34 protein-coding genes are annotated in these 24,518 nt (G+C 59.9%); 25 read left to right on the top strand and 9 right to left on the bottom strand.

What is annotated here, in order from left to right; translation table 11 throughout:
- Nucleotides 1–9: 9 nt before the first annotated feature.
- The 3 genes from AC54XV_RS25905 to AC54XV_RS25895 are packed head-to-tail and all read right to left on the bottom strand — an operon-like array spanning nt 10 to nt 1,078.
- Entirely contained in the window at nt 10–372 is a 363-nt protein-coding gene (locus AC54XV_RS25905; protein WP_046270885.1) for a hypothetical protein, read from the bottom strand.
- The gene (locus AC54XV_RS25900; protein WP_275896819.1) at nt 369–848 is read right to left on the bottom strand and encodes a YmfL family putative regulatory protein; all 480 of its coding nucleotides are present in this window, start codon (nt 846–848) and stop codon (nt 369–371) included. Before AC54XV_RS25900 ends, AC54XV_RS25905 begins: the two co-directional genes overlap by 4 nt.
- A 29-nt stretch (nt 849–877) precedes the next feature.
- Nucleotides 878–1,078 carry a DNA-binding protein gene (locus AC54XV_RS25895; RefSeq protein WP_032655901.1) on the bottom strand — a complete coding sequence of 67 codons (201 nt, stop codon included), beginning with the start codon at nt 1,076–1,078 and terminating at the stop codon, nt 878–880.
- Here AC54XV_RS25895 and AC54XV_RS25890 point away from each other — a divergent pair.
- Nucleotides 995–1,513: a helix-turn-helix domain-containing protein gene (locus AC54XV_RS25890; RefSeq protein WP_440074013.1), complete on the top strand. Its 519-nt coding sequence runs from the start codon at nt 995–997 to the stop codon at nt 1,511–1,513. The genes AC54XV_RS25895 and AC54XV_RS25890 overlap by 84 nt on opposite strands.
- 319 nt (nt 1,514–1,832) lie before the next feature.
- On the opposite strand, the gene AC54XV_RS25885 is transcribed toward AC54XV_RS25890, so the two are convergent.
- From AC54XV_RS25885 to AC54XV_RS25875, 3 genes are all read right to left on the bottom strand, one after another.
- Nucleotides 1,833–2,093: an ogr/Delta-like zinc finger family protein gene (locus tag AC54XV_RS25885; RefSeq protein WP_010204973.1), complete on the bottom strand. Its 261-nt coding sequence runs from the start codon at nt 2,091–2,093 to the stop codon at nt 1,833–1,835.
- A 75-nt stretch (nt 2,094–2,168) separates the two neighbouring features.
- Nucleotides 2,169–3,020, bottom strand: coding sequence for a phage portal protein (locus AC54XV_RS25880; protein ID WP_239987053.1), 852 nt, complete (start codon nt 3,018–3,020; stop codon nt 2,169–2,171).
- Nucleotides 2,947–5,001 (bottom strand): terminase large subunit domain-containing protein, encoded by a 2,055-nt coding sequence (locus AC54XV_RS25875; protein ID WP_129450468.1) that lies wholly within the window; start codon nt 4,999–5,001, stop codon nt 2,947–2,949. Before AC54XV_RS25875 ends, AC54XV_RS25880 begins: the two co-directional genes overlap by 74 nt.
- 161 nt (nt 5,002–5,162) lie before the next feature.
- Between AC54XV_RS25875 and AC54XV_RS25870 the strand changes: the two genes are divergently transcribed.
- Genes AC54XV_RS25870 through gpM form a run of 3 tightly spaced genes read left to right on the top strand, consistent with a single transcriptional unit; the run spans nt 5,163 to nt 7,829 of the window.
- Nucleotides 5,163–6,086 (top strand): GPO family capsid scaffolding protein, encoded by a 924-nt coding sequence (locus AC54XV_RS25870; RefSeq protein WP_129450465.1) that lies wholly within the window; start codon nt 5,163–5,165, stop codon nt 6,084–6,086.
- Nucleotide 6,087: 1 nt separating this feature from the next.
- Entirely contained in the window at nt 6,088–7,110 is a 1,023-nt protein-coding gene (locus AC54XV_RS25865; protein WP_103713688.1) for a phage major capsid protein, P2 family, read from the top strand.
- Entirely contained in the window at nt 7,107–7,829 is a 723-nt protein-coding gene (gpM, locus tag AC54XV_RS25860) for a phage terminase small subunit (protein WP_496717456.1), read from the top strand. Before AC54XV_RS25865 ends, gpM begins: the two co-directional genes overlap by 4 nt.
- A gap of 139 nt (nt 7,830–7,968) precedes the next feature.
- On the opposite strand, the gene AC54XV_RS25855 is transcribed toward gpM, so the two are convergent.
- From AC54XV_RS25855 to AC54XV_RS25845, 3 genes are all read right to left on the bottom strand, one after another.
- A complete protein-coding gene (locus AC54XV_RS25855) occupies nt 7,969–8,268 on the bottom strand; it encodes a hypothetical protein (RefSeq protein ID WP_129450459.1) in 300 nt (99 codons plus the stop codon).
- Nucleotides 8,269–8,367: 99 nt separating this feature from the next.
- Complete coding sequence (locus tag AC54XV_RS25850) at nt 8,368–8,664, bottom strand: hypothetical protein (RefSeq protein WP_129450457.1); 297 nt, start codon at nt 8,662–8,664, stop codon at nt 8,368–8,370.
- A 101-nt stretch (nt 8,665–8,765) separates the two neighbouring features.
- Entirely contained in the window at nt 8,766–9,059 is a 294-nt protein-coding gene (locus tag AC54XV_RS25845; RefSeq protein WP_129450455.1) for a hypothetical protein, read from the bottom strand.
- 35 nt (nt 9,060–9,094) lie between these two features.
- Between AC54XV_RS25845 and AC54XV_RS25840 the strand changes: the two genes are divergently transcribed.
- From AC54XV_RS25840 to AC54XV_RS25740, 21 genes are read left to right on the top strand one after another with little or no spacing between them, the layout of a single operon-like run.
- A complete protein-coding gene (locus AC54XV_RS25840) occupies nt 9,095–9,556 on the top strand; it encodes a head completion/stabilization protein (RefSeq protein WP_003413621.1) in 462 nt (153 codons plus the stop codon).
- Nucleotides 9,553–9,996, top strand: coding sequence for a phage tail protein (locus tag AC54XV_RS25835; protein ID WP_496717453.1), 444 nt, complete (start codon nt 9,553–9,555; stop codon nt 9,994–9,996). Before AC54XV_RS25840 ends, AC54XV_RS25835 begins: the two co-directional genes overlap by 4 nt.
- Complete coding sequence (locus AC54XV_RS25830; RefSeq protein WP_496717452.1) at nt 9,986–10,654, top strand: phage virion morphogenesis family protein; 669 nt, start codon at nt 9,986–9,988, stop codon at nt 10,652–10,654. Before AC54XV_RS25835 ends, AC54XV_RS25830 begins: the two co-directional genes overlap by 11 nt.
- A gap of 14 nt (nt 10,655–10,668) precedes the next feature.
- Nucleotides 10,669–11,781: a DUF2586 domain-containing protein gene (locus tag AC54XV_RS25825; RefSeq protein WP_496717450.1), complete on the top strand. Its 1,113-nt coding sequence runs from the start codon at nt 10,669–10,671 to the stop codon at nt 11,779–11,781.
- Nucleotides 11,782–11,784: 3 nt separating this feature from the next.
- Nucleotides 11,785–12,237, top strand: coding sequence for a phage protein (locus tag AC54XV_RS25820; RefSeq protein ID WP_003342306.1), 453 nt, complete (start codon nt 11,785–11,787; stop codon nt 12,235–12,237).
- Entirely contained in the window at nt 12,237–12,446 is a 210-nt protein-coding gene (locus AC54XV_RS25815; protein WP_004415373.1) for a TraR/DksA family transcriptional regulator, read from the top strand. The genes AC54XV_RS25820 and AC54XV_RS25815 overlap by 1 nt, the downstream gene beginning before the upstream one ends.
- Nucleotides 12,446–12,652, top strand: a complete 207-nt coding sequence (locus tag AC54XV_RS25810; RefSeq protein WP_003342302.1) for a hypothetical protein — start codon at nt 12,446–12,448, stop codon at nt 12,650–12,652. The genes AC54XV_RS25815 and AC54XV_RS25810 overlap by 1 nt, the downstream gene beginning before the upstream one ends.
- Nucleotides 12,649–13,176 carry a lysozyme gene (locus AC54XV_RS25805; RefSeq protein ID WP_496717447.1) on the top strand — a complete coding sequence of 176 codons (528 nt, stop codon included), beginning with the start codon at nt 12,649–12,651 and terminating at the stop codon, nt 13,174–13,176. Before AC54XV_RS25810 ends, AC54XV_RS25805 begins: the two co-directional genes overlap by 4 nt.
- Nucleotides 13,173–13,652, top strand: a complete 480-nt coding sequence (locus AC54XV_RS25800) for a lysis system i-spanin subunit Rz (protein WP_129450447.1) — start codon at nt 13,173–13,175, stop codon at nt 13,650–13,652. Before AC54XV_RS25805 ends, AC54XV_RS25800 begins: the two co-directional genes overlap by 4 nt.
- A gap of 32 nt (nt 13,653–13,684) precedes the next feature.
- Nucleotides 13,685–13,975 carry a putative phage tail assembly chaperone gene (locus AC54XV_RS25795; RefSeq protein ID WP_003342295.1) on the top strand — a complete coding sequence of 97 codons (291 nt, stop codon included), beginning with the start codon at nt 13,685–13,687 and terminating at the stop codon, nt 13,973–13,975.
- A gap of 20 nt (nt 13,976–13,995) precedes the next feature.
- On the top strand, nt 13,996–14,139 hold the full coding sequence (locus tag AC54XV_RS25790; protein WP_003342293.1) for a DUF6890 family protein: 144 nt from the start codon (nt 13,996–13,998) through the stop codon (nt 14,137–14,139).
- A gap of 5 nt (nt 14,140–14,144) precedes the next feature.
- Nucleotides 14,145–16,514: a phage tail tape measure protein gene (locus tag AC54XV_RS25785; RefSeq protein ID WP_496717444.1), complete on the top strand. Its 2,370-nt coding sequence runs from the start codon at nt 14,145–14,147 to the stop codon at nt 16,512–16,514.
- Nucleotides 16,514–16,831, top strand: coding sequence for a DUF2590 family protein (locus AC54XV_RS25780; RefSeq protein WP_003342289.1), 318 nt, complete (start codon nt 16,514–16,516; stop codon nt 16,829–16,831). The genes AC54XV_RS25785 and AC54XV_RS25780 overlap by 1 nt, the downstream gene beginning before the upstream one ends.
- Nucleotides 16,828–17,997, top strand: a complete 1,170-nt coding sequence (locus AC54XV_RS25775; protein WP_496717441.1) for a baseplate J/gp47 family protein — start codon at nt 16,828–16,830, stop codon at nt 17,995–17,997. The genes AC54XV_RS25780 and AC54XV_RS25775 overlap by 4 nt, the downstream gene beginning before the upstream one ends.
- Nucleotides 17,994–18,518 (top strand): phage tail protein, encoded by a 525-nt coding sequence (locus tag AC54XV_RS25770; RefSeq protein ID WP_496717439.1) that lies wholly within the window; start codon nt 17,994–17,996, stop codon nt 18,516–18,518. Before AC54XV_RS25775 ends, AC54XV_RS25770 begins: the two co-directional genes overlap by 4 nt.
- 8 nt (nt 18,519–18,526) lie before the next feature.
- Nucleotides 18,527–20,869 carry a phage tail protein gene (locus AC54XV_RS25765; RefSeq protein ID WP_496717437.1) on the top strand — a complete coding sequence of 781 codons (2,343 nt, stop codon included), beginning with the start codon at nt 18,527–18,529 and terminating at the stop codon, nt 20,867–20,869.
- On the top strand, nt 20,866–21,369 hold the full coding sequence (locus AC54XV_RS25760) for a hypothetical protein (RefSeq protein ID WP_496717435.1): 504 nt from the start codon (nt 20,866–20,868) through the stop codon (nt 21,367–21,369). The genes AC54XV_RS25765 and AC54XV_RS25760 overlap by 4 nt, the downstream gene beginning before the upstream one ends.
- Nucleotides 21,359–22,291: a hypothetical protein gene (locus AC54XV_RS25755; protein WP_496717433.1), complete on the top strand. Its 933-nt coding sequence runs from the start codon at nt 21,359–21,361 to the stop codon at nt 22,289–22,291. The genes AC54XV_RS25760 and AC54XV_RS25755 overlap by 11 nt, the downstream gene beginning before the upstream one ends.
- Complete coding sequence (locus AC54XV_RS25750; protein WP_055010898.1) at nt 22,288–22,818, top strand: baseplate complex protein; 531 nt, start codon at nt 22,288–22,290, stop codon at nt 22,816–22,818. Before AC54XV_RS25755 ends, AC54XV_RS25750 begins: the two co-directional genes overlap by 4 nt.
- A complete protein-coding gene (locus AC54XV_RS25745; RefSeq protein WP_496717432.1) occupies nt 22,815–23,525 on the top strand; it encodes a hypothetical protein in 711 nt (236 codons plus the stop codon). Before AC54XV_RS25750 ends, AC54XV_RS25745 begins: the two co-directional genes overlap by 4 nt.
- A complete protein-coding gene (locus tag AC54XV_RS25740) occupies nt 23,498–24,469 on the top strand; it encodes a hypothetical protein (protein ID WP_496717431.1) in 972 nt (323 codons plus the stop codon). The genes AC54XV_RS25745 and AC54XV_RS25740 overlap by 28 nt, the downstream gene beginning before the upstream one ends.
- Nucleotides 24,470–24,518: the final 49 nt, after the last annotated feature.

Below are 24,518 nucleotides of genomic sequence, written 5' to 3'. Positions count from 1 at the left end.
TGGGGGTGTTTACGTGGCGGGGGGGACGGGTTTGCCGTGGCCGGCAGCGATCAGGTGTTCGTAGATCAGATGAACAGGTACAGACCAAGCGAGCCCACGAATGGGATCACTGATCACTACTGTCATTTCTGCGCTTGCTTGAAGGTCTATACGCTGGCGACCGATGACGGCCAGAACGTTGCTGTAGGCCTGGTGCACCAGATGGTTTGCAAAAGACTCTTTGACCTCAAAGCTTTCGACCAGGTGATCGATCGTTCGACTAAGCAGTTGGCCCAGATCGCCCAAGTGCTCGCCCTGATGGCGCTCGATAAATGCCTGAGCTGCAGCGCGGATGGTCTCTTGATAATCCATATCAGCTGATACGTTGTTCATTTTTCAGTCCCTGATTTAGCGCGGTACAGATCGATAGCTGCCAACACTTCCGCATGACGTGCAGCCATGTGCAGGTTGTGTGCATTGAGAATGTGCTCGGCCTCGGCTGCGCTAATGCAACCGTCGGCAAGAGCCTTAGAGATCTCCTGGTCGACGCATCCACGCTTTGCCGCCGCTTGAATGGAAAGGGCATACATCTCGACGTTGTCCAGCGAATCAGGATCAGCCACCGGAACGAAAAGACCTCCATACATGGACGCCACGTAGTTAGCCAAATACTGGGTACCGGCTTCTTGCTCCAGTTGGAACAGCTGCGCGTCACTGAGTGGCCTACTGTTGTTGTTCTCGTAAGCGTGGTTATCGAACTTCTTCAATGCCAAGCCGATACGAGCAGCTGCGCACTCCCGTCCACCTGGATAACTGCAGATGATCGCGCTGACTACTTCGCGGCGTGTCTTTAGAACTGGGCTTTTCATGTTCTGCTTTTCCCTGCTGCTGCGTGTCATTACTGTTCAATCACGCCGTCTTTAATCCCTAAAAGGACGGCGGCCCGATGTGCCTCCCCTCGGCGACCTTTTCTACGACCGTTTAGAAGGTCGCTGACCAAATTCTTGTTCAAGCTATGAAGACGACTAAATTGAGCGATGCTCATCCCCTGACGATCAAGCGCAGCGCGGGCTTGCTCAGGCGTAACTGGCGCGTGCATAGTGCGTTCACTCCTGTTTGTTTGGGTTGTTTCGTGTTCAGCGGTATTGATTATGCACGTTATTTTGGTCTTGTACAGAGGGATAGCTTGAAAATTTGTGCATCAAATTCAGGGAATGAAAAGTCTTCGGGTGAACGCCTGCGGGAGGAGCGCGAGCGTTTGGCGCTGAGCCAAGAGGATCTAGCCGAGGCGGGTGGCGTGAATCGTAATACGCAAGGAAGCTACGAGCGGGGCGCTCGAAACCCCGACATAGCTTATCTCGCAGCTGTCGCCACCCTTGGCGTCGATACGGTTTACGTACTCACGGGGGTTAAGCAGGTCCAAGGCCTCACAGCTGAAGAGGCTCAAATTGTTGAGCAGTACCGCCGAATCCCAGCGGGCGATCAGAAAGCGCTCCGGCGATTTTTGAAAGCAATGGCGGATGACGTTGAATAAATTCGTTAGTAGCTCGGACACTATCTTTCCTTTGTCCCATAAAAAACATCAGCCTTAATCCGATAAAGCCTGCTCCTCAATGCATATCAAGGAGTTAAGGCATGTTGGATACAGCAGCTATGAGAAGTGAAATTTGCACTCTGATTGGGAGCCAGCGAGTTTCACTCTCCGACGCTGAGAATCAGCTGGTTGAGTATTTTCGCCAGATTACAGACCAAGAAAGAGGTCAGGTACTGCGCTTAATGGAAGCGTTGACTCTGCATCCAGAGACTGAGTAAGCCGAAGTCTTGCCGCTGGTCAGTGATCGGCGGCCTCGCTCTTAGGCGACGGCCTGTCTACCCAGTTGCTCAAACAGTTCTTTTTGTTTGTCAGGTGTCAGATCCCGTAACCGATCAAAAAGCATCACGTCCAGCTGCTGCCCGGACGGCCTGAGCGTGTGCGAAAACGTCAGGTTGGCCACCCATGTATGGCCGCAACTGGCGTCCAAGCATTGGCAGTACAACTTCACATACGCCCTCGTCACTTCTTCCCGTGAGCTGATCCGTCCCTTGTGCCCGCATGTTGTGCAATAAATCCGCATGTTCCCTCCCCAGGGCCATCCTATGGCTACTATTTTGCCATATCTGTAATGGCATTATCTGTGCTTTCGGTCATATCAAGCCGTTACAGATGTATCCGGCAGCGGTTTCCAGGCGAACCGCCTGTCCTCTCGCAAAGTCGCATTAGCCTGGTCAAACAGCTGACAGATCGGCCTGATCTCGTTGCTGGTGTAAACGCGATCGATCTTCTCGATGTCACCGAATCCGCCACTGTTCTCCGGGATGATTCCGGCCAGGGCCGGGTTCATACGCCAGGCCGCAATCACGTCATTGCGCGTGATGTTCTTCACCTTCTCCAGTTCGTCCTTGGCCTGGAAATCACCCACCGGGATGATCTGAATGGCCTTCTCGGAACCGCCCGGAATGTTGACGAACATCGATCGGAAGTTGCCCACGCCTTTGCTGGCCGTGATCTGGGCACGCAGTTCGTCCTCGTCCTCTTCGGTCAGGTTCGGGTCGTTGGTGTAGAAGATGTATCCCGCGTGCGCGCCGTTGCTGTAGTAGCGCCGGCGAAACAGTGTTGCTGCCTCGTTGAGCAGCAGTGCCTGCAGACCGCCCAGGTACTCAGGCACGCCGTAAATGTTCTGTTCGACGTCGTAGTTGAGGACGTGCTCGATCTCGTCCGCGTCGAACTCCGTTTCTCGCCCGTTCTGTTCCAACTGGATGAACCCACCGTCGACCTTGACCCGCATGTTGATGGCCGGCAGGTGTCGCAGCTCCAGAATCTGGCCCAGCAGGTTAGGCACCCGATAGAAGTACGCTTCGCCAAACACCATGAAGTCCAGCGCAGCCCTACCTATTTCGGCCACTGACAGGCCTGCTGAAGGGATGAACTCACGCAGCAGCAGATTGCGTTTGAACCCTGGTATCGCGCCGTGGTGTGCGTTGGCTTTGAGCAGCTTGGCCAGCCCCCTGCGTGAGACTGGCGGCGTGAAGATGCGACCGTCGTCGCTCGCGAACACGCCCAGGTACTGCGCGATGTTGTCGGTCAGCACGGATTCCGGCGCACCGAATGTGAATGCACGCATGGGCCGTTGCGCCGGTTTTTCCTGCTGCAGGGTTTTGGGTTTTGCCATGGGAAGTTGATCCAGTGAGTGCGTAGCGACTGCGCCGCTTTTTGTCCGTGTTGAGGGGTTCGTACTGCAGGGCGTGCATGACCGCCCAAGCCACGTCCGCGTGACCTGTCGCGTCGGTTCGCGACGCGCTGTAGGTCACCTGGCCGCTGGCGGTGGTGCCGCGCTTGATTGTCAGGAAGGCCTGAGCGATATCGTTCCAGCCGGCGTCCCATTCGATGCGGCTGCCCTGGATGGTGTCCTGCGCCTTGAGCACCAACAGGTTCTTGGTCTCCAGGCTGTAATGGATCGAGGTGGCACGCGGGTAGAAGTCGCGGACCAGGTCGAAGACGCCGTAGCCGATGCCGGTCGTATCGATACCGATGTGCTGAACGTTGAAGCGCTCGGTCAGCTTCTTGACCTGCTCGGCCTGGTACTTGAATGACTGGCCACGCCAGCTGTGCTTCTCCAGGATCCGGAACTTGCCGCCGTTCTCCAGCGGCGGTGCGATGACCACGCACGTCGCGTCGTCGCGTGTCCGGCTCGGGTCGTAACCGATCCAGACCGGGCTGTTGCCATACGGGCGCGGATCGTCCGGGTCGAAGTCGGCCCACAAAGACAGGTCCGAATAGCAGCGCTCCAGATTTGCCAGGGAAAATGCGCTCTGGCTGCTGTCGATGAATTTGCACATGAACAGCTGCTGGAACTTGTCGTCGTCGTACTCCAGCTGCAGCTGTTCAAGGTCGAACAGATCGCAGCCGCCGGCGATGGCGTCCAGGATGGTGATCACCTTGCGCCACTGACCGTCCGGACACAGCGCGCCGGCAGAGATCTGCTTATCGCTCGGCCATGGCTCCTTAGCGTTCTTGCGCTTGCTGTTGCGGAACTTCTCGCCTTGCCAAAACGGATAGGCCTGGTGCGACACGGCGCTGGGCGTGGAGAAATAGGTTTTGCGCCACTTCTTATGGGTCGCCATGGCGCTGGCCACGGTGTTCAGTTTCTCGAAGTCGCGGATCCAGAAATATTCGTCGACGTACACATGGCCATGGTGACCCTGCGCGGTGCTGCTGTTGGTGCTGAGAAAGCGCAGCTCGGCCCAGGGCTTGCCGTCCTTGCTGAGCACGATCGGGTTGCCGGTCAGCTCCAGGCCAAACCACGCCTGGGCAAAGGCGATGATGTAGCTGCGGAAAATCTCGGACTGGGCGCGGCTGGCCGACAGGAACACCTGGTTATCGCCGGTCAGCACCGCGTCCATGAAGGCTTCGCCGGCGAAGTAGTAGGTCAGGCCCACCTGGCGGCTTTTGAGGATGTTCCGGATCCTGGCGGTCAGCGGGTTCTGTTTCGCGGCGAACAGCTCTTTCTGGTAGCCGTACATTTTGCTGATGAACTTGTCGAGAAAGTCCACTTCGCGCAGCTCGCTGACGTCGTTCTTGACCTTCTTTTCCCGCTTCTTGCCGTCGCGCTTGCCACGCTCCCGACGCTCACCGCGTTGATCATCGCGGCGATGTCCATCGTCGTCCTGGTCATCACGGATCGGCGCAGCCACAGGCTTTACACACTGCTTAACCAGGCGTTCGCGAACGGTCGTCAACCGGTCCAGTTCGTCCAGCTCGCCCTTGGTCAGCGAGTCAGCTTTCTCCAGAAGCAAGGTGATACGCCGGCTGACGGCGGTCAGCGGTTCTTCATCCGTCAGCATGTCTTCCCAGCCACCAACCCGGATCCAGTGGTACACGATCCGGATGTTGGGCAGGTTCAACTGCGCCTGAATTTCCTTGGCCTTGTGACGGCGTAGAAACAGGCGTTTGGCGGCTTCTTTGACTTCGGTTGAGTAGTACATGGGCCGCAGTCTATGCGGCGAAAACGCGGAAAACGTGCAGTTAAAATCCGTGTTTCTCCTATAAATCAAATATAGGAGAAGCGCGAAAGTAAACCGTTTGTTGGAGGCGTTGCGGCTCCCTATCTTGGGGCCTCAACTTACCGATGAGCGCAGTTCTTCCCATGCCCCGTTCCCTTGTCAGCTTCTGGAAACGCGTCGCCACTAGCGGTCCTACCGTCGATGGTCGCGTCATCACGCCCCAGGAACTGCGCGACATCGCCGAGACGTACAGCACCGCCACGTACACGGCCACCATCTGGTCCGAACATGACCGCTGGCCAGGTTCCTACGGCACCGTGTTTGCCGTGCGCCTGATAGAGGACGTCGAGGGTCTGGCCCCCGGCCAAGTCGCACTGGAAGCGCAGTTGAAACCTAACGACAAGCTGCTTTGGCTCAATGACCAGGGTGAAAAACTCTTCACCAGCATCGAGATCACCCCGGACTTTGCCACCACCGGCAAGGCCTATCTGACCGGTCTGGCCGTCACCGACTCGCCGGCGAGCCTGGGCACCCAGGAACTCTATTTCTCCCGCAAGACCGGCAAGCCCGTGCATTACGCGGCGGCTGTAGAGATCGGCCCGCTGACAGAGGAAGAGCCGCAGGGCGACGTAGCCAAGTTATTCAGCTTGTTCACCGGCCTGTTCAAGCGCTTTGGCATTGAAGAGGTGCCAGCCGAAACCACCCCGCAAACCCCTACCGAGAGCAAACCCCCAATGGATGAAGCTACAGCCAAAGCGCTGCAGGCCTTGATCGAACAGCAACTGATCGTCACTGCCGGCATTCAGGCGCTGATTGACAGTTTCGCAGAGGCACCGCCGGCACCCGACCAGGCCCCGATCGACGACGTACAGACGGCGGTCGATGACATTGTGGCCGCCGCCGAAGACGAAAAGCAGTTGAGCCGCAAGGGCTCGTCCAACGCTGCAGTGCTGGCCGGCATGAACAAGCTGCAGGCGCAATTCAGCGCGTTGCTGGACAAGCCGGAAGGCCGCCACCTGTCACGCACCACCGGTGCCGCTGACCCTAAACCGAAGCGGGTACTCTGACATGGCCAGGTCTCTGAGCGCCTTCGGCGCAAAAATGTTCGCGGCCCTGCAGGTTTCCCTGGCTGAGTCCTATGGTGTCGAGCTGGTTAGCAAGACGTTTAGCGTCGAGCCCTCGATTGCCCAGGAACTCAACGAGGCGATCACCCACAAGTCCGATTTCCTGCAGCGCATCAACGTCATCCCCGTGACCGAGATCAAAGGTGAGAAGGTGTTCCTCGGCGTGTCGGGTCCTGTGACGGGCCGCACCAACACCAAGACCAAGGATCGCGAAGCCAAGGATGCTTCGGCGCTGGATGACGACAGCTATGAGCTGTTCTCCACCGAGTCCGACGTCAGCCTGCCTTACGCGAAGATCGACGCCTGGGCCAAGTTCCCGGACTTCCAGCAGCGCTATGCAGCTGCCGTGCAAAAGCAGATCGCACTGGACCGTTTGATGATCGGCTTCCACGGCACCCATGCCGCTGCGCAGACCGACATTGACGCTTTCCCGATGCTGCAGGACGTGAACAAGGGCTGGCTGCAAATTGCTCGCGAGCAGATCCCTGAGCAGGTGCTTAGCCAGGGCTTGGCAGCCGGCAAAATTACCCTGGGCGAAGGTGGCGACTACGCCAACCTTGATGCTCTGGTGCATGACACCAAGCAGATGGTGGACGAGCGCGTTCGTGACGGCGGCGACCTGATTGCGATCATCGGCAGTGACCTGCTGGCTCACGACAAGGCCAAGCTTTATTCCAAGCAGGGTGACGTGCCTACCGAGAAAGAGCGCATCGAACTTGCGCAGGTCATCGCGACCTACGGCGGTCTGCCGAGCTTCGCCGCGCCGTTCTTCCCGGTCAACGCCGTGGTGGTTACCAGCTTCGACAACCTGTCGATCTACTTCCAGGACTCCAGCTGGCGAAAGCAGACCGTTGATAACCCGAAGCGCTCCCGCGTTGAGGATTACAACAGCCGTAACGAAGGCTATGTGATCGAGCAGCTGGAAAAGTTCGCCATGACCGAAAACGTCGAACTGGTGAAAGCATGAGCCTGGCACTGGCGCATAAACGCCGCTTGATCGCAGAAGGCCCAGCGGCTGCGATCGCCAGTGCCCCAGTGGCTTATTCGGCGGACACCGCGATGTCCAGCCCTGCCAATGCACGCAAGCACTTGAAGTTGATGGAAGACGCGCTGGCGGGCGATCTGGAGCGCATCAGCGCGATCAACAGCCACTCGCTGCGCCAGTTGCTCAAGCGTGACGAGCTGCTGCCCAAATACCTGGAGTACGTACAGCGGTATCGCGATTCGGAATTGAATTTCCCGAACTCTGTGTTGGTGTACGTCCTGATTTGGCTGTTCGACACCGAGCAGTTTACCCAGGGCCTGGAGCTGGCCGATTTCGCCATGTCTCAAGGGCAGGCACTGCCTGAGCGCTTCAACCGTGACATTCCGACCTTTGTTGCAGACGAGGTGATCGATTGGGCCGAGGCGGAATTCAAGGCCAGGCGCAGCCCTGAGCCTTACGTCTCCAACTTGCTGCACCGCGTGGATGGCGAATGGCAGCTGTATGAGCGCATTCCGGCTCGTTACCACAAGTTGCTGGGGATGATCGCGCTGCATCGCAAGGACTGGCCTGTCGCTATTCACCACTTCGAACGGGCCGAACAGCTCTACGAAAGCATCGGCGTAGGGACACGCCTGTCTGACTGCCGCAAGGCGCTGGCCAAGGCGCAGGCCAAAGAAAACGCCGGCAACGGCACCGAATAACCGACTACCCCCCCCGGCGAGAAACTGTGGATGTGAGCCAACCATTTATGGCCCTGACCCACTGAAACAGTTTTCCCGCCCCTAATGCAAAAAGCCTTGCGCATGGCGCATGCTTTAAGAGGTTGCTATGTTCATCGGGTCACTGCGAAAGGTTGTCGATATCAACTTCCCCCTCGGGGAAAGTTGCGGTCGTCCGCAGATTACTGCCCCCAAGAACCTGGACGCATCCTCTCAGTGTACTCATGTACCTGTCAGCGATTTTCAACGCTGCCAAAACGACATCCGGATGAAGATCGCCGTTTGTTTCAAGGCTAATAAGTGCAAGCGTGTGTGCCTGCCTGAGCTTTTTCTCTTTGAGGTATTGCTGGCGTTTTATGGCCAGTTCACGCTCTCTAAGCTTTTCTTCCAGGTAGATAATCTTTTTTCTTATATCGTCCATTTGCCGTCCTCCTCCGTTGCTTGCAGGAAAAAGTATATGAGGTTTTCCGGCAAAGCTCAGGGATTTCTGAACGAGAGGCGATATAAGCTCGTTAGTGAATCACTGCAAAAGCTTATTTATTGTCACTTTCCCGTCCGGGAAGGTCGCAGTAATTTCTACCTGACTGCCTCCAAGGACCTGGACGCAGTCATTCAGAGTGCTGACGTATCGGTCAGTAAGCTTCAATGCCTCCTTGATCGCATCAGGATGAACGTTCTGGGTGCGCAGGCACATCATCGCCATTGCATGTGCTTCCTCGATACGTCTATCAAGGTTCTGTTGCTTACGCCTTGCCGACATAAGGCGTTCTTTAAAGCGCGCTTTCAGAGATACAAATTTTCCTTTCCCATCGCTCATGGTCCGCAGTCCTCCATTACAGGCGGGGAAAGTGTATGAACTTTTCTGGCAAACCTTCATGGTCAGCAGACGAGCGGCGCCTTGAGGCTGATGGCAGATTATTACGAAAGTTTACTTGTAGGCACTCTTGCATCAGGGAATGTCGCGGTGATCTCCAGGTCGCCGATTCCCAACACCTGGACGCAATCTGCCAACACAGTGGCGCAAGTGTCAGCGATTGCAAGTATGTCTTCGACGTTTGCAGTTTCGCGGTGCTCCCCATCGAGCAGTCGGAGCGTGATGGCTTGTGCTTGCTCAAGCTTATTTTTGACATCATGAATCTTAAATTTTTCAGCCATTTGGCGCTCTTTAAGCCGCGCACTCAGCGATTCAATCCTTTCTTCGTCATCGTTCATGACTCGCAGTCCTCTATCGCATGGAGGGGGAGTGTATGAGCTTTTCCGGGAAACCCACCACCTTTGTTGAACAATTCGTCAGAAACGACGGTTTCTGGCCTGATCTTGCAGTCTCCGAGTTTCAGAAAGGTTACCGCCTGCCGGCGGAGTACCTGGTAGAGATGCTGGCCGCCGATCTGAACATGGCCATGGTCGAGGTCAATACCGACCTGGCCAAGTTAAAAGCGCGATGGCAGGGCGCTGGCGTGTCCAACGTTGAATCCGCAGACACCACCATCCTGCCAGAGCGCACCTTTCAAGCGGCGACCTATAAGCGCGCCGTCTACAGCCGCGCCAAAGCCAGCCTGCTGACTCAGTTCGCCACGGTCAATCGCCGCGAAAGCGCCGAAAACGTGGGCAAGGAACTGCCAGAGCGCTCCGAAACCTTCCTCGCTTTCAGCCAGGCTGCTGTGCGGTCGCTGCAGGGCCGTGGCCGCATCACGGCGGCGCTGCTGTGATCAAGCTCAAGGCGTTGACCGCCTACCTGCTCGAGCGCCAATTGGTCGCCCCAGAGCAGCTCGACAGCTGGACCGACCAGGTGCAGGTCGAGCTGGTCTGGAAACCTGACACCCAAGGCATGCACATGGGTGACATGCATTACGGCGCGACCATCTCGATCGAGCGGTTCGCGGATCACCCGGCGCGCCTGTTCGCCTTGGTTGGCAGCTGGCTGGAAGCTCACGACCAGGACCGCGACGGTCTGCCGAACGTGGTGTTCGACGTGGTCATGCTCGACAACGACCTGGCCGACGTCGACATCAAGCTGCAGTTCACCGAAGCGCAGTACCTGGCCGAGGATCCTGCCGGCGAGATCGAGGCGTTCGGCAATACCTGGTCGTTCGTGCCGTTCGAACTGTGGGTGGCTGAGAGCGGCGAGGTGACCGGTCATGGCCTTTGATCTGGACATTCGCGGCATGCTCGAAGCCCAGGACCTGCTGGCCTTGATGGAGCTTCCGACGCCCAAGCGCAGACGTCTGTTGAACAACGTTGCCAAGCGCGTGCGCAGTCTGAGCCGCCAGCGGATCCGCAACCAGCAGAACCTGAATGGAACCCCGTTCGCTGCCCGCAAGGATACGTCCAAGGGCAAGAAGAAGATGGAAACCGGCCTGGGCAAGCTGCTCGATGTCACTCGCCTGACCGGTACTGAAGCCGAACTGGGCTGGCGCAACACGCTGACCCGCTGGGTTGCCTCGCAGCAACACAACGGCGTGTCCGAACGGCGCACCGCCGCACAGATGCGCCAGTGGAACAAGGTCCCTCCGGGCACCGCCGCTACCGAAAAACAGGCCAAGAGCCTGCGCCGTCTGGGTTTCAAGACCCGTCAGAAAGGCAAAAAGACCCTGACCCGCCCATCCGTGGCGTGGATCCAGCAACACCTGAACTACGCCAGAGCGGGATTGCTGATCCGCGTTCTGGACGACGAACGAGCCGAATCCACCGGTGCGCAAAGCTGGAACATCCAGCTGCCTGCGCGTCAGTTCCTCGGTGCCAGTGACAGCGAAACCAGCCAACTGGTGAACCTGGTGCTGCAACAAATCCTTAATTCACCCCGCTAACGAGGCACCGCTTTATGGCACTCGGCAAAGTCAGCGTAAACAATCTCAACCTCGGCCAGGGTGCCGTGAGCGAGATCGAACGCTATTTCCTGTTCATCGGTCCCGCTGCCAAGAACGTCGGCAAGCTGGTCCCGTTGGACACCCAAAGTGATCTGGACGTCCAGCTGGGCGTTGCGGACAGCGACCTGAAAACCCAGATCCTGGCAGCACGCAGCAACGGCGGCGATCGCTGGGCCTGCATCGCCGCTCCGATCGCAGGCGAAACCACCTGGCAACAGGCGCTTGAGAGCGCCACCCGCACTTATTCATTCGAAGCGGTGGTGATCGTCAACCCGGTAACCACTCAGGCCGAGCTGTCAGCGATGCACGTTGCAGCCAATGACCTGAGCAACAAGCTGGGCCGCCGCGTCTTCGTACTCGCCGCGACTGCCGGCATTGCTCCGCAGTTGAGCTGGAGCGCTTACGTTGTCGAGCAGAAAACCATTGTCGACGGCCTGGCTGCGCCTCGGGTTCTGCCGGTACCGCAACTGCACGGCAACAACCTGGGCGTGCTGGCCGGTCGGCTGGCCAATGCAGCCGTGAGCATTGCTGACACGCCGATGCGCGTTGCCACCGGCGCGGTCCTGGGCCTGGGCGCTGAACCCAAAGACATGGACGGCATCCCGCTGAGCACCGCGGTGCTTTCACAGCTCGACGCAGCGCGTCTGTCCGTGCCGCAGACGTACCCGGACTATCCGGGCACCTACTGGGGCGACGGCAACATGCTGGACACCCCCGGCAGTGACTTCCAGGTGATCGAGAACCTGCGTGTCGTCGACAAGGCAGCCCGCCGCGTGCGCGCTCTGCTGATCCGCTACGTGGGCGACCGGACCCTGAACAGCTCGGCCAACAGCATGGCGACCACCACATCCAAGCTGATGGCCCCGCTGCGCGCGATGGCCAAGTCCACCAAATTCGCCGGCCAGGTGTTTCCAGGCGAGATCGAGCAGCCCAAGGACGGCGACATCGTGCTGACCTGGACGAGCAAAACCTCTGTCGTGGCCTATCTCAAGCTGCGCCCCCTCAACTGCCCGAAAGACCTGACCGCGAACATCGCGCTGGACCTTTCCGTTACGGATTCGGAGTAACCCATGGCCGCAAAAATTGGCGGTAAGAACTTCGACGTGAACCTGGGCGATCTGCTCGTTCACGTCGAGGCCGGCACCATCGACATCACGGACAACAGCACCGTGGCCCAGACCAAGGGCGTGCCCAACGGGCACGTCGACGGCGATGTCGCTGCAGCCGGCGAACTGGAGCTGGACACCACCAACTTCAATCTGCTCATCGAGCAGGCCAAGACTGCCGGCAGTTTCCGCGAGCTGGAGCCGTTCGACATCGTGTTCTTCGCCAAGGCCGGCGAAGAGGAACTGCGCATCGAGGCCTTCGGCTGCAAGGTCCGCGTGTCAAGCCTGCTGAGCATCGATCCCAAGGGCGGCGCGAAGAACACCCACAAGGTGCCGTTCGACGTCACCAGTCCGGATTTCATCAAGATCAACGGCGTGCCGTACCTGGCTGCTGCTGAAATCGAGGGCCTGACGTAATGGTCTGCCCGTTCGATCGTGCGCAGGCTCTGGAGCAGCGACAGCGCGACCAGGCTATTGCGGCCCAGTTGGCCAAACCGCGAGCGAGCGGGCCGAGCCTCACCCATTGCCAGGACTGCGACAAGGAGATCCCACCGGCGCGCCAGGCGTTAGGCGGCATGACCCGTTGCGTGCCTTGCCAAACCGTGACCGAAAAAGGACTTCGCTGATGAGCACGAATCAAGCTGCTCAGGACACCGCCATTGCGTTGGTGAAGGCGTCGCCCGCGATCGGCGTCGCCGCCACCGGTGCGACCGGTGCCGTTGACTGGTCCGCCGTGGCCTACATGCTGACTGCGTTTTACATGGTGCTGCAGATCCTGCTGCTGATCCCCAAGTACCGCCAGATGCTGCGGGACTGGAGGGTCAAGCCATGAGCCTGCGGGTCAAGATCACTGCCGGCGTTCTGCTGCTCTGCAGCGCCACGTTGACCGCCTTCCTGGGCACTTGGGAAGGCAACGGCCAGAACGTGGTGTACGCCGACAAGCTGGCCAGTGGTTTGCCCACGGTCTGCAAGGGCATCACCAGGCACACCAGTCCGGATCCAGTGGTGGTCGGTGAATATTGGTCGGATGCGCGCTGTGCCGAGGTGGAAGGCCTGGTCATCGCCAAGGGCCAGTTGAGCCTGGCCGACTGCTTGACCAACCAGGCGATCGGGCAGAACACGTTCGACGCCTTGAGCAGCCATGGCCACAACTTCGGCGTGCCGACGACGTGCGCGAGCCGCGCCGTGGGCCTGATCAATGCGGGCCGCATTACCGAGGGTTGCAAGGCGCTGGCCTGGGCTTCCGACGGCACGACGCCGGTGTGGGCCTATGTGACCGGCGCCGACGGTCGCAAGACCTTTATTCGCGGCCTGCACAACCGTCGGCTGGCCGAAATGAGGCTGTGCCTGCAATGACCATCAGCCCGCTGCGCCTTGCCCTGTTTTTGCTGGTGGTCGGTCTGCTGACCTGGTGCGCTTTCGAGTACCAGGGCAACCAGCTCGTCGCTGCCCGCGCTGATCTGGTCGACGCCACTGCAGATCTGCACACCGAGCGAGAGGCGGCGCGCCTGGCTCGCGATCAGCTGGCAGCGCGGGACCAGCTCGATACCCACCACACCGAGGAACTGAACCGTGCCCGCGCTCAAATCAACACTCTGCAGCTTGCTGTTGCTGATGGCAGTTACCGGCTGCGCATCAAAGCTGTCTGCCCCGCAATGCCCGGTACCGCCGGCACCACCGGCCTGGCTGATGCAGGCAGCGCCGAACTCGCAGCAGACGCTCGATCGGATTATTTCACCCTCAGAGACGAGCTTGCCCTCAGCCGGCAAATGATCCTCGGCCTGCAGGACTACATCCGCCAGGTCGTGCAACGCACGCCGGCACAACCCTGACCCTTTACAACTCAACCTACGGAAACACCGACATGAGCGAAGTAAACCGCAGCATCACCCTGGAACGTGGCGACAAGGAATTTACCTTCAACCTGACCCCGCAGGTGATCACCAAGTACTTCAACGCAACGACCCAGGCCAACAAGGTCGCCCCGGCCCACAACCTGCTGATGGGGACCGTCAAGGACGAAGACAAGGCCGCACTGAAAGCGCTGCTGGAAAACCCGATCACCACCATGACCCTGGCCGGTGCGTTGCTTGAAGAGTATTCGCCGGACGTTGAAGTGATCGTAAAAAAGCCCTCGAACATGCCGAAGGCCTGACCCAGGACGGGCTGGGCCAGTTGCTGGCCCTGACCCAACGCTGGCTGCCTGGCGCTGAGCCCACGATTGAAAGCATGGGCACCGCCAAGTGGCTTGAAGACGAACACTGGAGACGCATGGAAATTGCCGTCGCCAACGGCATTTCCACTGCCTTTAACGGATAACCCTGATGGCTGACCGTTCCGCCCGCCTGGCTTTCATCCTGAAACTGACCGACAAGGTCAGTGCCCCGTTGGGCAAGGTGAAAACCAGCTTCAGCGACCTTGCCGCCAAGAGCCAGCAGAACATCATTCAGATGGGGGCGGGCCTGGCCGGCATGGTGGGGGCGGGCAAGGCCATCACCGAATCACTGGAACCGGCGCTGGAAGTGAACCGGGCGCTGGGCGACATGCGCGCCTTGGGCACCACTGAAGACGCGCTGGCGTCGCTGAACCGGACTGCACTCGAATTCTCGATCACCTACGCCACCAGCGCCGCCGAGTTCGTGGCGTCGTCACGTGTCATCGATGGCGCGATCAAGGGCCTGGTCGGCGGCCAGCTGGCCACCATCACCAGCGCCAGTAACCTGCTGGCCAAGGTCACCAAATCCGACGCCGAAACCACTGGCGCGTACCTGGGCACCATGTACAACCTGTTCAAGTCTCAGGCTGACAAGATGGGCCGGGTGGAATGGGCCCAGCAACTGACCGGCCAGACCGCGCTGGCGGTGAAGCTGTTTCGCACCGATGGTGCCCAGTTGAAAGACGCCTTCAAGGAAGTAGGGGCGATCGCCACCCAGGCCGGTGTCAGCTTTGCCGAACAAATGGCGGTGGTCGGTACGCTGTCCAGCACCATGGAAGGCGGCGACGCCGGCGGGCGCTACAAGGCGTTTTTTGAAAACCTCAGCGCGGCTGCCGAGAAAACCGGCCTGAGCTTCACGGACGCCGCCGGCAATGCACTGCCCATGCTGCAGATCATGGACAAGCTGCAGGGCAAGTACGGCGACCTGACCAGCGCGGCTGCCGGCACCAAGCTGATGGAAGTGTTCGGCGGTGAAGGTGCCCAGGTGATCGGCGCGCTGGCCAAGGACACCGATCGCCTGCGCAACGGCATTGCCGAACTGGGCAAGGTCCGGGGCCTGGAGAACGCCGAGAAGATGGCCAAGGCCATGGTCGACCCCTGGGAGCAGTTTGGCAAAGCCGTCGAAGCGCTGCGCATTGCCTTCGGTCAGTCCCTGATCCCGACGCTGATGCCTCTGATGGAACGTCTGGTGGGCATTGCCAAGACCCTGACCCGCTGGACGCAACTGTTCCCGAACATCACGCGCATCATCGGTATCACCACGCTGGTGGTCTTTGGCTTCATTGCCGCCATGTCGTTGCTGACCCTGGTAGTCGGGGTCAGCAAGATGGTCTGGCTGGGCATGCTCACCGTCTGGAAGCTGCTCACCTGGCAAGGCTTCAAATCGATCGCCATGTTCCTGTTCCACACGGTCATGGTCGCGGCATTCGTCGTCGGCCTGATCGGTCTGTACACCTGGATGGCGATCGTGCGTGTCGGCATGTTGCTGTGGCAGGGCGCGATCTGGCTGGTCAACGCCGCCATGCTGGCCAACCCGGTGCTGCTGATCGTGGCCGGCATTGTCCTGTTGGCCGCTGCCGTGGTTGCGGCGGTCGTGTACTGGGACGATCTGTGCACGGCGCTGATGAACACCACCGCGTTCCAGTGGATCAGCGATCAGATGGCCAAACTGTCCAGCTGGTTCGACTCGATGGGCGGCTGGTCCGGCATCGCCAAAACTGCCTGGGACAGCATCCTGTCCACGGTGAAGGGCGCAATCAATGGCCTGATCGAGATGGCCAACAAGATCCCCGGTATCAACATCGAGACCACGTTTGGCGATTTGCCAGAGCCGCCGAAGGTGCCCGATCTGCCTGGTCAGGTGGGCGTACCTGTACCGGGTCCACAACTGCCGGCAGTGGTGACCACACCGCCAGCGGGCACAGTGCCGGGGGCGAAAGTCGCCTCGGCTGCGCAGGCTCCCGCAACTCAGGCACCCAAACCCTTGGCCCTGGTACCGGCTGCCGTCGCTCAGTCTGCGCATGTGCAGGTTCCCGCACCTGCAGTTCAGATCCAACCGGCACCGCCCATCAGCCTGCCGCAACCCAACGTGCTGCCCTTCAAACCGTTGCAGATGCCTGCTCCGCAGATCAGCCAGGCCGACCCGATCATGCTGCCGCCGGCGTCGGCTGACCTGGCGTTTTCTATGCCGGCCAAAGCTGCTCTGCCAGAGCGCGTCGAGAAGGTCATCGAGCTGCCCGCCAAATCGGACAAGGGTATCGAGGCCCGCAAGGCGATCAACGCCAATACGTCGATCAGCCCCACCAAACCGCAGGCCGTCCCGAAAGGAGGACTGATGCAAAGCTTCCAGAACCAGAGCAACGCCATGAATCCCAACCAGCGCCCCGGCACCCACGTCGAGACCGTGAACATCAATACTTCCAAGCAGATGACCCCGCTGGAGCTGGAAAACATGATGGCTATGGCGGTGGGCGGCTGATGAGCGAATACGTCGATCTGTTGATCATGAACAATGACCTGGTGCTCGATCCGGCCCGCCAGCCCCTGCTGGTAGATGACCGCGCCTCAATCGCCCAGGACATCGCGCACCTGATCCGCGAAAGCGGCCTGCTGATCACCCTGGTGGCCGAGCGCGACCGGTTGCGTCAGCGTGACTGCATTCAGCAGATGGAGCTGCTCGTCGAGGATGACGAACGCCTGGTACCAGGCACTGCGCAGATCGAGCAGACCCAGCCGGGTGTGTACCTGGTGACCGCCACGACCGTGAAGTTCGGCCAGGTGGAGATCACCCTATGACCGTCGACTTCAAAAAGGCGCTGGGTGACTCCGGCATTCCGACCACTGAGACGCAGCTCAAACAGGCCTGGGAAAAGCTCGCCGTCGAGCAGGGCAGCACGCTGACCAACACCAGCGCGTACAGCCCGTTCTGGCGGATCATCACGGCACTTGTTACCAAGCCGGTGTTGTGGCTGCTGGAGTTCGTCAGCGGTACGGTGCTGCCGAATTTCTTCGTCAAGACTGCCGGTGCGCAGTGGCTAGACATGCTGGCCTGGGCGGTAAACATCGAGCGCAAGGCTGCGACGGTGGCCGTTGGTGAACTGCTCTTTACCCGCGCCAATACCGGTGGCGAGCTGGAAGTGCCGATCGGCACTGTCGTCCAGTCACCGACCCTCAACGGTCATATCTACCAGTTGGTGACCACCGAGCCGCGCAGCTTTGAAGAGGGCCAGAGTCAGCTGGTGGTGCCGGTCAAGGCCGTGGGAGCCGGCAGCGGCTACAACCTGGCACCTGGTTATTACGCCGTGCTGCCTCAGTCGGTACCGGGCGTTGTCCAGGTGGTGAACAATACCGACTGGCTGCAGACGCCTGGCGCGGATTCCGAGCATGACGACCAGCTACGTCTGCGCGTGCGCAACCAGTTTTCGGCGGTCAACCAATGGCACACCGACGCGGTGTATCGGGCAATTATTACCGGGTTTCCTGGGGTTGCCGCTGACGGCGTGTACTTTGAACACGGCGCACCGCGTGGACCAGGCAGCGCCAATGCCTTCGTGCTGTTCGACGCCGGCGTGCCAGCCGACACCTTCCTTGAGCAGATCAACACGCATATCCGTGACGGCGGCAACCACGGTCACGGTGACGACCTGCTGGCCATGGCCATACCCGAAACTTGGCACGCGATCAGCGTCAACGTCTGGCCGGTGGCCAACCTGACGGAGCTGCAGTTGCAGGCGCTGCAGACCGAAGTCGGGCTGTTCATCCGGGCCGCGTTTCGCGAGAGCACGCAGAGCGATTACGCCCCGACCCGCACCTTTCCCCAGTCGCGTTTCAGTTTCAGCCGCCTGACCGAAGAACTGCACGTCCAGTTTCCCAACATCAGCTCGCTGCGTTTCGCCAATGCCGACATCGTGTCCGCGCTGACCATCCCCCGGATCCAGAGCCTGGCGGTGGTCCTGCAATGATCAAGCTCAAGCTGCCGTTCTGGCTCGAAGGGCTGGAGCTGACCAAGCTGGTGGCCACCGCCCAGCTCTGGTGGGAACAGACCACCCAGTGGCTGCGCTGGCCTTATCTGCAGTTCGACGCGGACACCTGCCACCTGTCCATTTTGGAGCTGTGGGCTTGGCAGCGCGACGTCACGCGGTTTCCCGCCGAACCCGAAAGCCTGTTCCGGTTGCGGGTCAAGTACGCCTTTATCAACTCCGTGGACGCCGGCAGCACTGCCGGTTTGAAACGCATCCTGGAGCGCCTCGGCGTGGGTTATGTCGAGATCCAGGAACGTATGCCCGAACGCGACTGGGACGTCGTGTTGCTCACCCTGAGCGATTCCCAACTGTCCGAGAACCCCGACCTGTTGCGTGTGCTGATCCGTCAGTACGGGCGCACCTGTCGCCGGTATGACTTTGTAACCATCACCCCGGTGCGGCTCGCTGTTGCCCTGGTGGATTTCAATGACGATCAGCAAACGCTGGTCGCCAGCCTTTAGGAGCCCTCATGGCTGCAAGCATCACCCTCGCCGGCGAGAAACTGATCGCCCAGAAACAAGCGGCCAACCTGCCGCTGACCGTGGCCCGCTTCGTGCTGGCCAACGTGCCAGGCCTCAATGTGAGCGGCCCGGTCAATCGCGCGGGCGTGAAGCCGCCAGCGTCCCAGATCGTCTACACCGCAAACATCACCCAGCAGGGTTACGTGAACCCTAACCAGGTGGTGTATAGCCTGCTGATGGGCACCGATATCGGTGACTTCGACTGGAACTGGATCGGCATGGAGACCAGCGACGACGTGCTGCTGTCGGTCGCCTACGTGCCGGTGCAACAGAAGCGCAAAAACATCCTGCCCGACCAGATCGGCAACAACGTCACGCGCAACTTCCTGGTGGTGTTCGACGGTGCCCAGCAACTGACTGGCATCAAGATCGACGCCAGTACCTGGCAGTTCGATTACACCGCGCGCATGAAAGGCATCGATGAGCGTGAACGCATCAGCAACCGGGACATGTTCGGGCGCGCCTGCTTTTTCGGCGCAGGCCTGCAGCTGCAGAAGGTGGGCAATGCCTACCAGCTCAATCCGGGCGTGGCTTATGTCGAAGGCGTTCGTCTGCAGCTCGATACCGTACTACCTGTGACCGTGCCGGCAGTGCCGACCAAAGCCTGGCTGGATGTGGTGCTGCAGCGCGAGCTGAGCGACGTCGTTGCCTCGTTCAAGGTTGTGTTCGGCCAGGAAGCGAAGGTCGACTACACCGACAGCGCCTCGGCCAGGCACTACCTGGTACCGCTGGCCGACATCTCCGGTACCAGCAGCCTGGTCGACCTGCGTCCGATCGAGGCGATCGACAGCGAGCTGGTGAAGCACTTCGCGGCGCGGGTTGGTGACTATCCGGAGCTGCGCGCTCGCGCCACGACAAAGGACGATGTGGGCCTTGGCAAGCTGCCCAACGCGATCAGCGACGATCCGAACAGCAACAGCAGTGCTGTGCTGGCCAGTACCAAACTAGTCAACGCGGTGCGCTCGGCGTTGGATGCCGTCATCGCTGCGATCGTCGACGGCACCACCGTAGTGGGCAAAGCGGCGCGCCTGTCGACGGCCCGAACCCTGAAGTTCAAAGGTGCGGCCACTGGCTCTGGTACCTATGACGGCGCGAGCGATACAGAGATCGCGCTGACGCTGGCCGATAGCGGTGTCGCGGCAGGTGCGTACACAAAAGTAAACGTCAACGTGAAAGGTCTGGTGACCGGCGGCAGTAACCCGACAACGCTCGCCGGCTACGGCATCACCGATGCGTACAGCAAGGATGACGCGAACAAAAGTTTCGTGAAGCAAGGCGGTGGGCCTGACCAGAAGGGCAATCAGATCAACATCGGCTGGACCGGCGCGACGCTCAAAGCGAGCGTCGACGGCAACGATCTGGGCAGGATCTGGACGGAAACCTCATTCAACCCCAATGACAAGGCCAACAAGGCCACCTCGCTGAGCGGCTACGGGATCACCAACGCTTATACCGTCGAGCAGGTCAACGACCTGGTGGGCAGACGGGTACTGGCCGACTCCATTATTCACGCCGGTTTTGCCAGCAACAACACCGACTATCCGTATTTCCGTCGCATCTCTGATGAAAAGGTTTATTACCTGCAGCCGCAGCTTGGCTTCACGCCCTTGCAGCAAGGTGGCGGTGCAGGCCAGAAGACCAACAAGGTGTACATCGGTTGGTCGGACGTCGGTCTGAAGTTGACGGTCGACACCTCGGACATTGGCCGGATCTGGACGGAGCACTCGTTCAACCCCAACGACAAGGCCAACAAATCCAACTCCATCGCCGGCTACGGCATCACGGACTGCTACACGGTTTCTCAGGTCAACTCTCTGCTGAACCAGCGCGTCGCCGGGGATTCGATCCAGACCGCTGGTTTCGCCAGCGACAACCCGGAGTTCCCTTATTTCCGTCGTAGCTCTAACGGCGGCATTTATTACCTGCAGAACCGTCTCGGTTTCACCCCTGTGCAGCAAGGTGGCGGTGCGAGTCAGAACGCCAATACGTTGAGGCTGGGCTGGTCAAACAATGGCGCAGGCCTGCGCCTGCAGGTAGATGCATCAGACATGGGGGTGCTCTGGGGAGAACAGAATTTCTTCCGGCCCGACACCAGTAACTTTTTCTCGGTTGCGGTAGTGGGCACGTCCGTGCAGCTCCCGGCAGGCGGCACCTGGTGCTACACGCTGATGCACTACTACTCCGGCGGCGCCGGCGTTATAGGTCGTGGTGGTCAAGCAGCAGGCGGCACCGTCATTCAATTTAGTGGGGGATCGACCATCTATGGTTTCGCCTGGAGATACGCACCATGACTGATATTTCACTCAACATACTCGAAGAGGTGCTGCCGCCTTTGGACCAGTCCCCGGCTCAGGAGCCTGAGACCGTCGCGGTAATGTTTACCGACGTCGCCCGTAAAAACGATGGCTCGTTCGTGATAACCGTTGCTGGCAACCGTTGTCATGTTACCCAGGACTACAATCCACCGCTGTATCAAGCCGTTGTCGACTACCTGGACGCCGGCGGCCACGCTACCGACTACGCCGAGGACGTTGTTGTCCAGGGCGATCCCACGTTGTTAGCCAGGCTCTGGATGGAGCTGCGTTTGAAGGTGTCGGATAACCTGGTATCGCAGTACCGCGATGCTCGCGATCTGGGCGGTGAACTGCCGATCACACCCGAGCAATTCACCCAGTTGTTGACCTGGCGGCAGGCAGTGCGTGAATGGCCGCAGGTGCCTGGCTACCCGAAGGAGACCACACAGCCGGTTACTCCTGGATGGATTGAAGCGGTCGTGCTCAATGGCGAATGAATGGGCACCGATCAAACTGCAATGGCCGGTGCAGGCCACCCAGTGGATGGATCAGATGGCGGACGCTCGTGACCTGATCCAGAGCGAAATGGTCATCACCGGCCAGCGCGTATCGATGCTGGCCGATATCGCCACCACCAGTCCTGGTCTGATCGCAGGTGCCGCGAAGTCCGCCATCAGCGCCGGACGTGATGCGCTGGTCGCGCAGTTTGAAAACATTCCGTCGTGCATTGTGGTGACGCCGTTTCAGCACGGTGTAGGGCAGGGCAGCGGTGGTCACCAACGCTTTCTGTCTGCGCCCAACCTGCTGCAGCTGCTGGCCGATAAGTTGACTGACACGACCGACGCAGTCCGCCCGCAAGGTCAGCAGAGCGCCCTGGTACTGATATTCCTTGCCACGCGCCTGGACCAGCTCGCGGCAACGCTGGGGCGGTTCAACGTGGTGTTGCCTATGCCTGACCTGGTGCGCGCCGAGCGCCGTGCCGAACACCTGGCCAAGCTGGAAGTGGAAAAATGGATCATGCCGATCGCCGGGCAAATGCCGCTCTGGAGCCAGTTGCCGCTGCAGCGCTGCCCGATCACCAAGCTGGCCAGCCAGTCCATGGCCGGACAACTGGCGGTACTCGAAGGCTATGCCGCCGACAGCTCGCCCATGTCGGACCTTGCAGATCTGCAGGCGCGAAAGAAGGCGCAGGTACAAGAGCGCGAGCAGCAGCTGGCCGATCTGAAAGCCCAGTTCACCAACAGTGCCGACGACGTATCGATACAGTCCAGGATGCTGGGACCGGGTGACCTGGGCCAGCTGCGTCGCGAACTGCTCGAAGGCGAAGCACCTGGTCATGAATGGCCGCTGTGTGCAGGCGCATTGTTGGTCGGATCTGCGGAGAGTCTGAGCTTTGTCCAGGAACTGGTGGGCCTATGACGCTGCTACTCAATGGCGAGCAGATCGTCGGCCACCGCATGAAGCTGACGGCCAACCTCAAGATCGAGGCCGACGAGCTGGGCGGCCAGACATCGGCTACCGACAAATCGCACAAGGGGTTCAAACCCAAGACGCTGACCGTCGCGCTGACAATCCCCTACAAGGCCCTTGAGGACCTGCGCACTATCATGCGCCTGGCCGAGGCGACTGCAGGCGGTGGCCAGCTCCAGACCTACCGCATCGTGAACGACACGGCCAAGGCCTTCGGGATCCGGCAGGTGACGTTTTCTGACGGGGTCAGCGCCCGTGAAGACGACACACTGGCTCAGTGGATCGTCCAGTTCACCCTGAGCGAGAAGCTATCCAACCCGGAGAAGGTTGAGAACCGGCGTGCCGGCAACGGCGTAACGTCGCAGTCAGCACCAGGTGATGGTGTTGCGGGCAGCGGATCGGGCACACCCGAAGAGCTGACCGGTTTTGAGGCCGTGCTCAAGAAAGTGGACACCTACCTGGGCGGCACGCCATGAGCATGAAGCTGCACAAGGTGCTGACGATCGGCGGCGTGACCATGCCGCTGATCAATGACGATGTTCGTCTGGATCTCAAGAGTCCGGGACGCGCCACGTTCACGATCAAGGCCGGTGTTACCGTCAAAGGTTTGGTCACATTCGATATCGGCTACAACGAAGCGGTCCTGCAGCGTCATTTCATTGGCTATGTCGAGCGCTGCACTGCCACCAACGGCATCGAGCAGGTGGTGCTGTGCCGCGAGTTAGCTGCGGTGCTGGCCAACCCGTTGCCCATGAACCTGCGCCATGTAGATCTGCGCGCGGTACTGGCCGATATCGGCAGCAAGACCGGCCTGCGCTTTCGGGTACCGGATCAGGCGTATACACGCACCAAGACGCCGTTCTTCTACAACCTGGCCGCTGGTTACCAGGCACTGGACAGCATGGCGCGGGTGTTTGGCATCAAGGACTTTATCTGGCAGCAACAGGGCGACGGCGAGATCTACGTCGGTGCCTGGGCTGACAGTTTCTTCGGCGCTCGGTCGCCGTTGCAGTTGCCGGTTAACCTTTTCGACGGTTACCAGGGCAGCCAGAGCGCAATAATCGCGGCCTTGCCGGGCCTGCGACCAGGCGTATCAATCAACCAGGGCGAGCGGATCACGAACGTTACGCTGGCCGGCACGCAGATGGCTATCAAATGGACGACGCAATCAAGCGCAGCGTAGAGCGACAATTCCCTGAACTCACTGGTGGCTATCACTTGCCGCGCTTCGCCAAGGTCGTAGCCGTGGCGGATGCGCCGGCCAGCGCCGGGCTGTGTGATGACTTCCGACCGCGCTTCTCGGTCGACCTGCAGGTGATGGGGCCAGACGGCGAGATCGACACGACGTTGCCGGTACTGGCCGGTGTGCCGCTGCCTATGCCAGTGGGTGGGGATGAAATGGGGTTCTTCGCCTTTCCGGAGGAGGGCACCAGCGTAGTGGTGTGTTTCGCCTACGGCCTGCCGCATAAGCCTTACATTCAGACGATCCTGCCGCATGGCCTGACATTGCCGAAGGTCCCCAAGGGTGACCAGGTGTGGCAGCACAGTGACGCTGTGCAGCAGCGCGTCGACGCGGATGGCAACTGGTTGCGCAAGACTGACGGCAAGATTCAGGACCAGGCGATCGAGCGCGAAGTCGACGCCATGACGAACACCGAAAGCTTCCAGAGCCACACCAGGACAGTGGACGACCATTCGACAGAGTCAGTGGGTGGCGTAAAGAAGATCGAGGCCCTGGGAGCGCTCAAGCTGCTGTCGGGTGGATCTGCGAGTCTGGCGGCGGTGGACGACTTGCACCAAGCCACCGGGCGTGACCTGAACCTGGTGGTCGGCCAGAAGCACAACGCCACGGTGGGTGGCGACATGCACGAACGCATTCAGGGATTGCGAGAGAGCATCACCAGCGAGAGTCAGCGTCTGCAGGCTCCGAAAAACTGGATCGGATCCGGGGCCGTGAACATATTTCAGGTGGTGTGTGACCTGCTCGATCTGGTTCAGGATATGAATATCCAACTCGCCGCGCATCAGCACGGGCCCACCCCGGTGCCTGGTAATGCAGTTGCGTTCACGGCAGACGCTGCGAAGGCAGCGTTACTGTCCGCCAAACTCAAGTCAGTGACGCTTTGATGTCTAAATTCGGCGCTAGCAATATTTTGGGAAATTATCTTATAAGCTT

It is taken from the genome of Pseudomonas fragariae (ex Marin et al. 2024) (genome assembly GCF_059621105.1).
Note: the sequence above shows the minus strand (reverse complement) of the source record. Positions and strands in the feature narration are given on the sequence as shown.

Coding starts and splice junctions, on each gene's coding strand:
- AC54XV_RS25850 (WP_129450457.1), bottom strand. CDS start 8,664: ATGAGCGATGGGAAAGGAAAATTTGTATCTCTGAAAGCGCGCTTTAAA.
- AC54XV_RS25755 (WP_496717433.1), top strand. CDS start 21,359: ATGGCGAATGAATGGGCACCGATCAAACTGCAATGGCCGGTGCAGGCC.
- AC54XV_RS25845 (WP_129450455.1), bottom strand. CDS start 9,059: ATGAACGATGACGAAGAAAGGATTGAATCGCTGAGTGCGCGGCTTAAA.
- AC54XV_RS25865 (WP_103713688.1), top strand. CDS start 6,088: ATGGCCAGGTCTCTGAGCGCCTTCGGCGCAAAAATGTTCGCGGCCCTG.
- AC54XV_RS25875 (WP_129450468.1), bottom strand. CDS start 5,001: ATGTACTACTCAACCGAAGTCAAAGAAGCCGCCAAACGCCTGTTTCTA.
- AC54XV_RS25780 (WP_003342289.1), top strand. CDS start 16,514: ATGAGCGAATACGTCGATCTGTTGATCATGAACAATGACCTGGTGCTC.
- AC54XV_RS25855 (WP_129450459.1), bottom strand. CDS start 8,268: ATGGACGATATAAGAAAAAAGATTATCTACCTGGAAGAAAAGCTTAGA.
- AC54XV_RS25840 (WP_003413621.1), top strand. CDS start 9,095: ATGAGCTTTTCCGGGAAACCCACCACCTTTGTTGAACAATTCGTCAGA.
- AC54XV_RS25795 (WP_003342295.1), top strand. CDS start 13,685: ATGAGCGAAGTAAACCGCAGCATCACCCTGGAACGTGGCGACAAGGAA.
- AC54XV_RS25815 (WP_004415373.1), top strand. CDS start 12,237: ATGGTCTGCCCGTTCGATCGTGCGCAGGCTCTGGAGCAGCGACAGCGC.
- AC54XV_RS25895 (WP_032655901.1), bottom strand. CDS start 1,078: ATGCACGCGCCAGTTACGCCTGAGCAAGCCCGCGCTGCGCTTGATCGT.
- AC54XV_RS25890 (WP_440074013.1), top strand. CDS start 995: ATGAAGACGACTAAATTGAGCGATGCTCATCCCCTGACGATCAAGCGC.
- AC54XV_RS25770 (WP_496717439.1), top strand. CDS start 17,994: ATGATCAAGCTCAAGCTGCCGTTCTGGCTCGAAGGGCTGGAGCTGACC.
- gpM (WP_496717456.1), top strand. CDS start 7,107: ATGAGCCTGGCACTGGCGCATAAACGCCGCTTGATCGCAGAAGGCCCA.
- AC54XV_RS25810 (WP_003342302.1), top strand. CDS start 12,446: ATGAGCACGAATCAAGCTGCTCAGGACACCGCCATTGCGTTGGTGAAG.
- AC54XV_RS25805 (WP_496717447.1), top strand. CDS start 12,649: ATGAGCCTGCGGGTCAAGATCACTGCCGGCGTTCTGCTGCTCTGCAGC.
- AC54XV_RS25760 (WP_496717435.1), top strand. CDS start 20,866: ATGACTGATATTTCACTCAACATACTCGAAGAGGTGCTGCCGCCTTTG.
- AC54XV_RS25825 (WP_496717450.1), top strand. CDS start 10,669: ATGGCACTCGGCAAAGTCAGCGTAAACAATCTCAACCTCGGCCAGGGT.
- AC54XV_RS25775 (WP_496717441.1), top strand. CDS start 16,828: ATGACCGTCGACTTCAAAAAGGCGCTGGGTGACTCCGGCATTCCGACC.
- AC54XV_RS25870 (WP_129450465.1), top strand. CDS start 5,163: ATGCCCCGTTCCCTTGTCAGCTTCTGGAAACGCGTCGCCACTAGCGGT.
- AC54XV_RS25765 (WP_496717437.1), top strand. CDS start 18,527: ATGGCTGCAAGCATCACCCTCGCCGGCGAGAAACTGATCGCCCAGAAA.
- AC54XV_RS25750 (WP_055010898.1), top strand. CDS start 22,288: ATGACGCTGCTACTCAATGGCGAGCAGATCGTCGGCCACCGCATGAAG.
- AC54XV_RS25900 (WP_275896819.1), bottom strand. CDS start 848: ATGAAAAGCCCAGTTCTAAAGACACGCCGCGAAGTAGTCAGCGCGATC.
- AC54XV_RS25820 (WP_003342306.1), top strand. CDS start 11,785: ATGGCCGCAAAAATTGGCGGTAAGAACTTCGACGTGAACCTGGGCGAT.
- AC54XV_RS25740 (WP_496717431.1), top strand. CDS start 23,498: ATGGACGACGCAATCAAGCGCAGCGTAGAGCGACAATTCCCTGAACTC.
- AC54XV_RS25745 (WP_496717432.1), top strand. CDS start 22,815: ATGAGCATGAAGCTGCACAAGGTGCTGACGATCGGCGGCGTGACCATG.
- AC54XV_RS25800 (WP_129450447.1), top strand. CDS start 13,173: ATGACCATCAGCCCGCTGCGCCTTGCCCTGTTTTTGCTGGTGGTCGGT.
- AC54XV_RS25885 (WP_010204973.1), bottom strand. CDS start 2,093: ATGCGGATTTATTGCACAACATGCGGGCACAAGGGACGGATCAGCTCA.
- AC54XV_RS25785 (WP_496717444.1), top strand. CDS start 14,145: ATGGCTGACCGTTCCGCCCGCCTGGCTTTCATCCTGAAACTGACCGAC.
- AC54XV_RS25830 (WP_496717452.1), top strand. CDS start 9,986: ATGGCCTTTGATCTGGACATTCGCGGCATGCTCGAAGCCCAGGACCTG.
- AC54XV_RS25905 (WP_046270885.1), bottom strand. CDS start 372: ATGAACAACGTATCAGCTGATATGGATTATCAAGAGACCATCCGCGCT.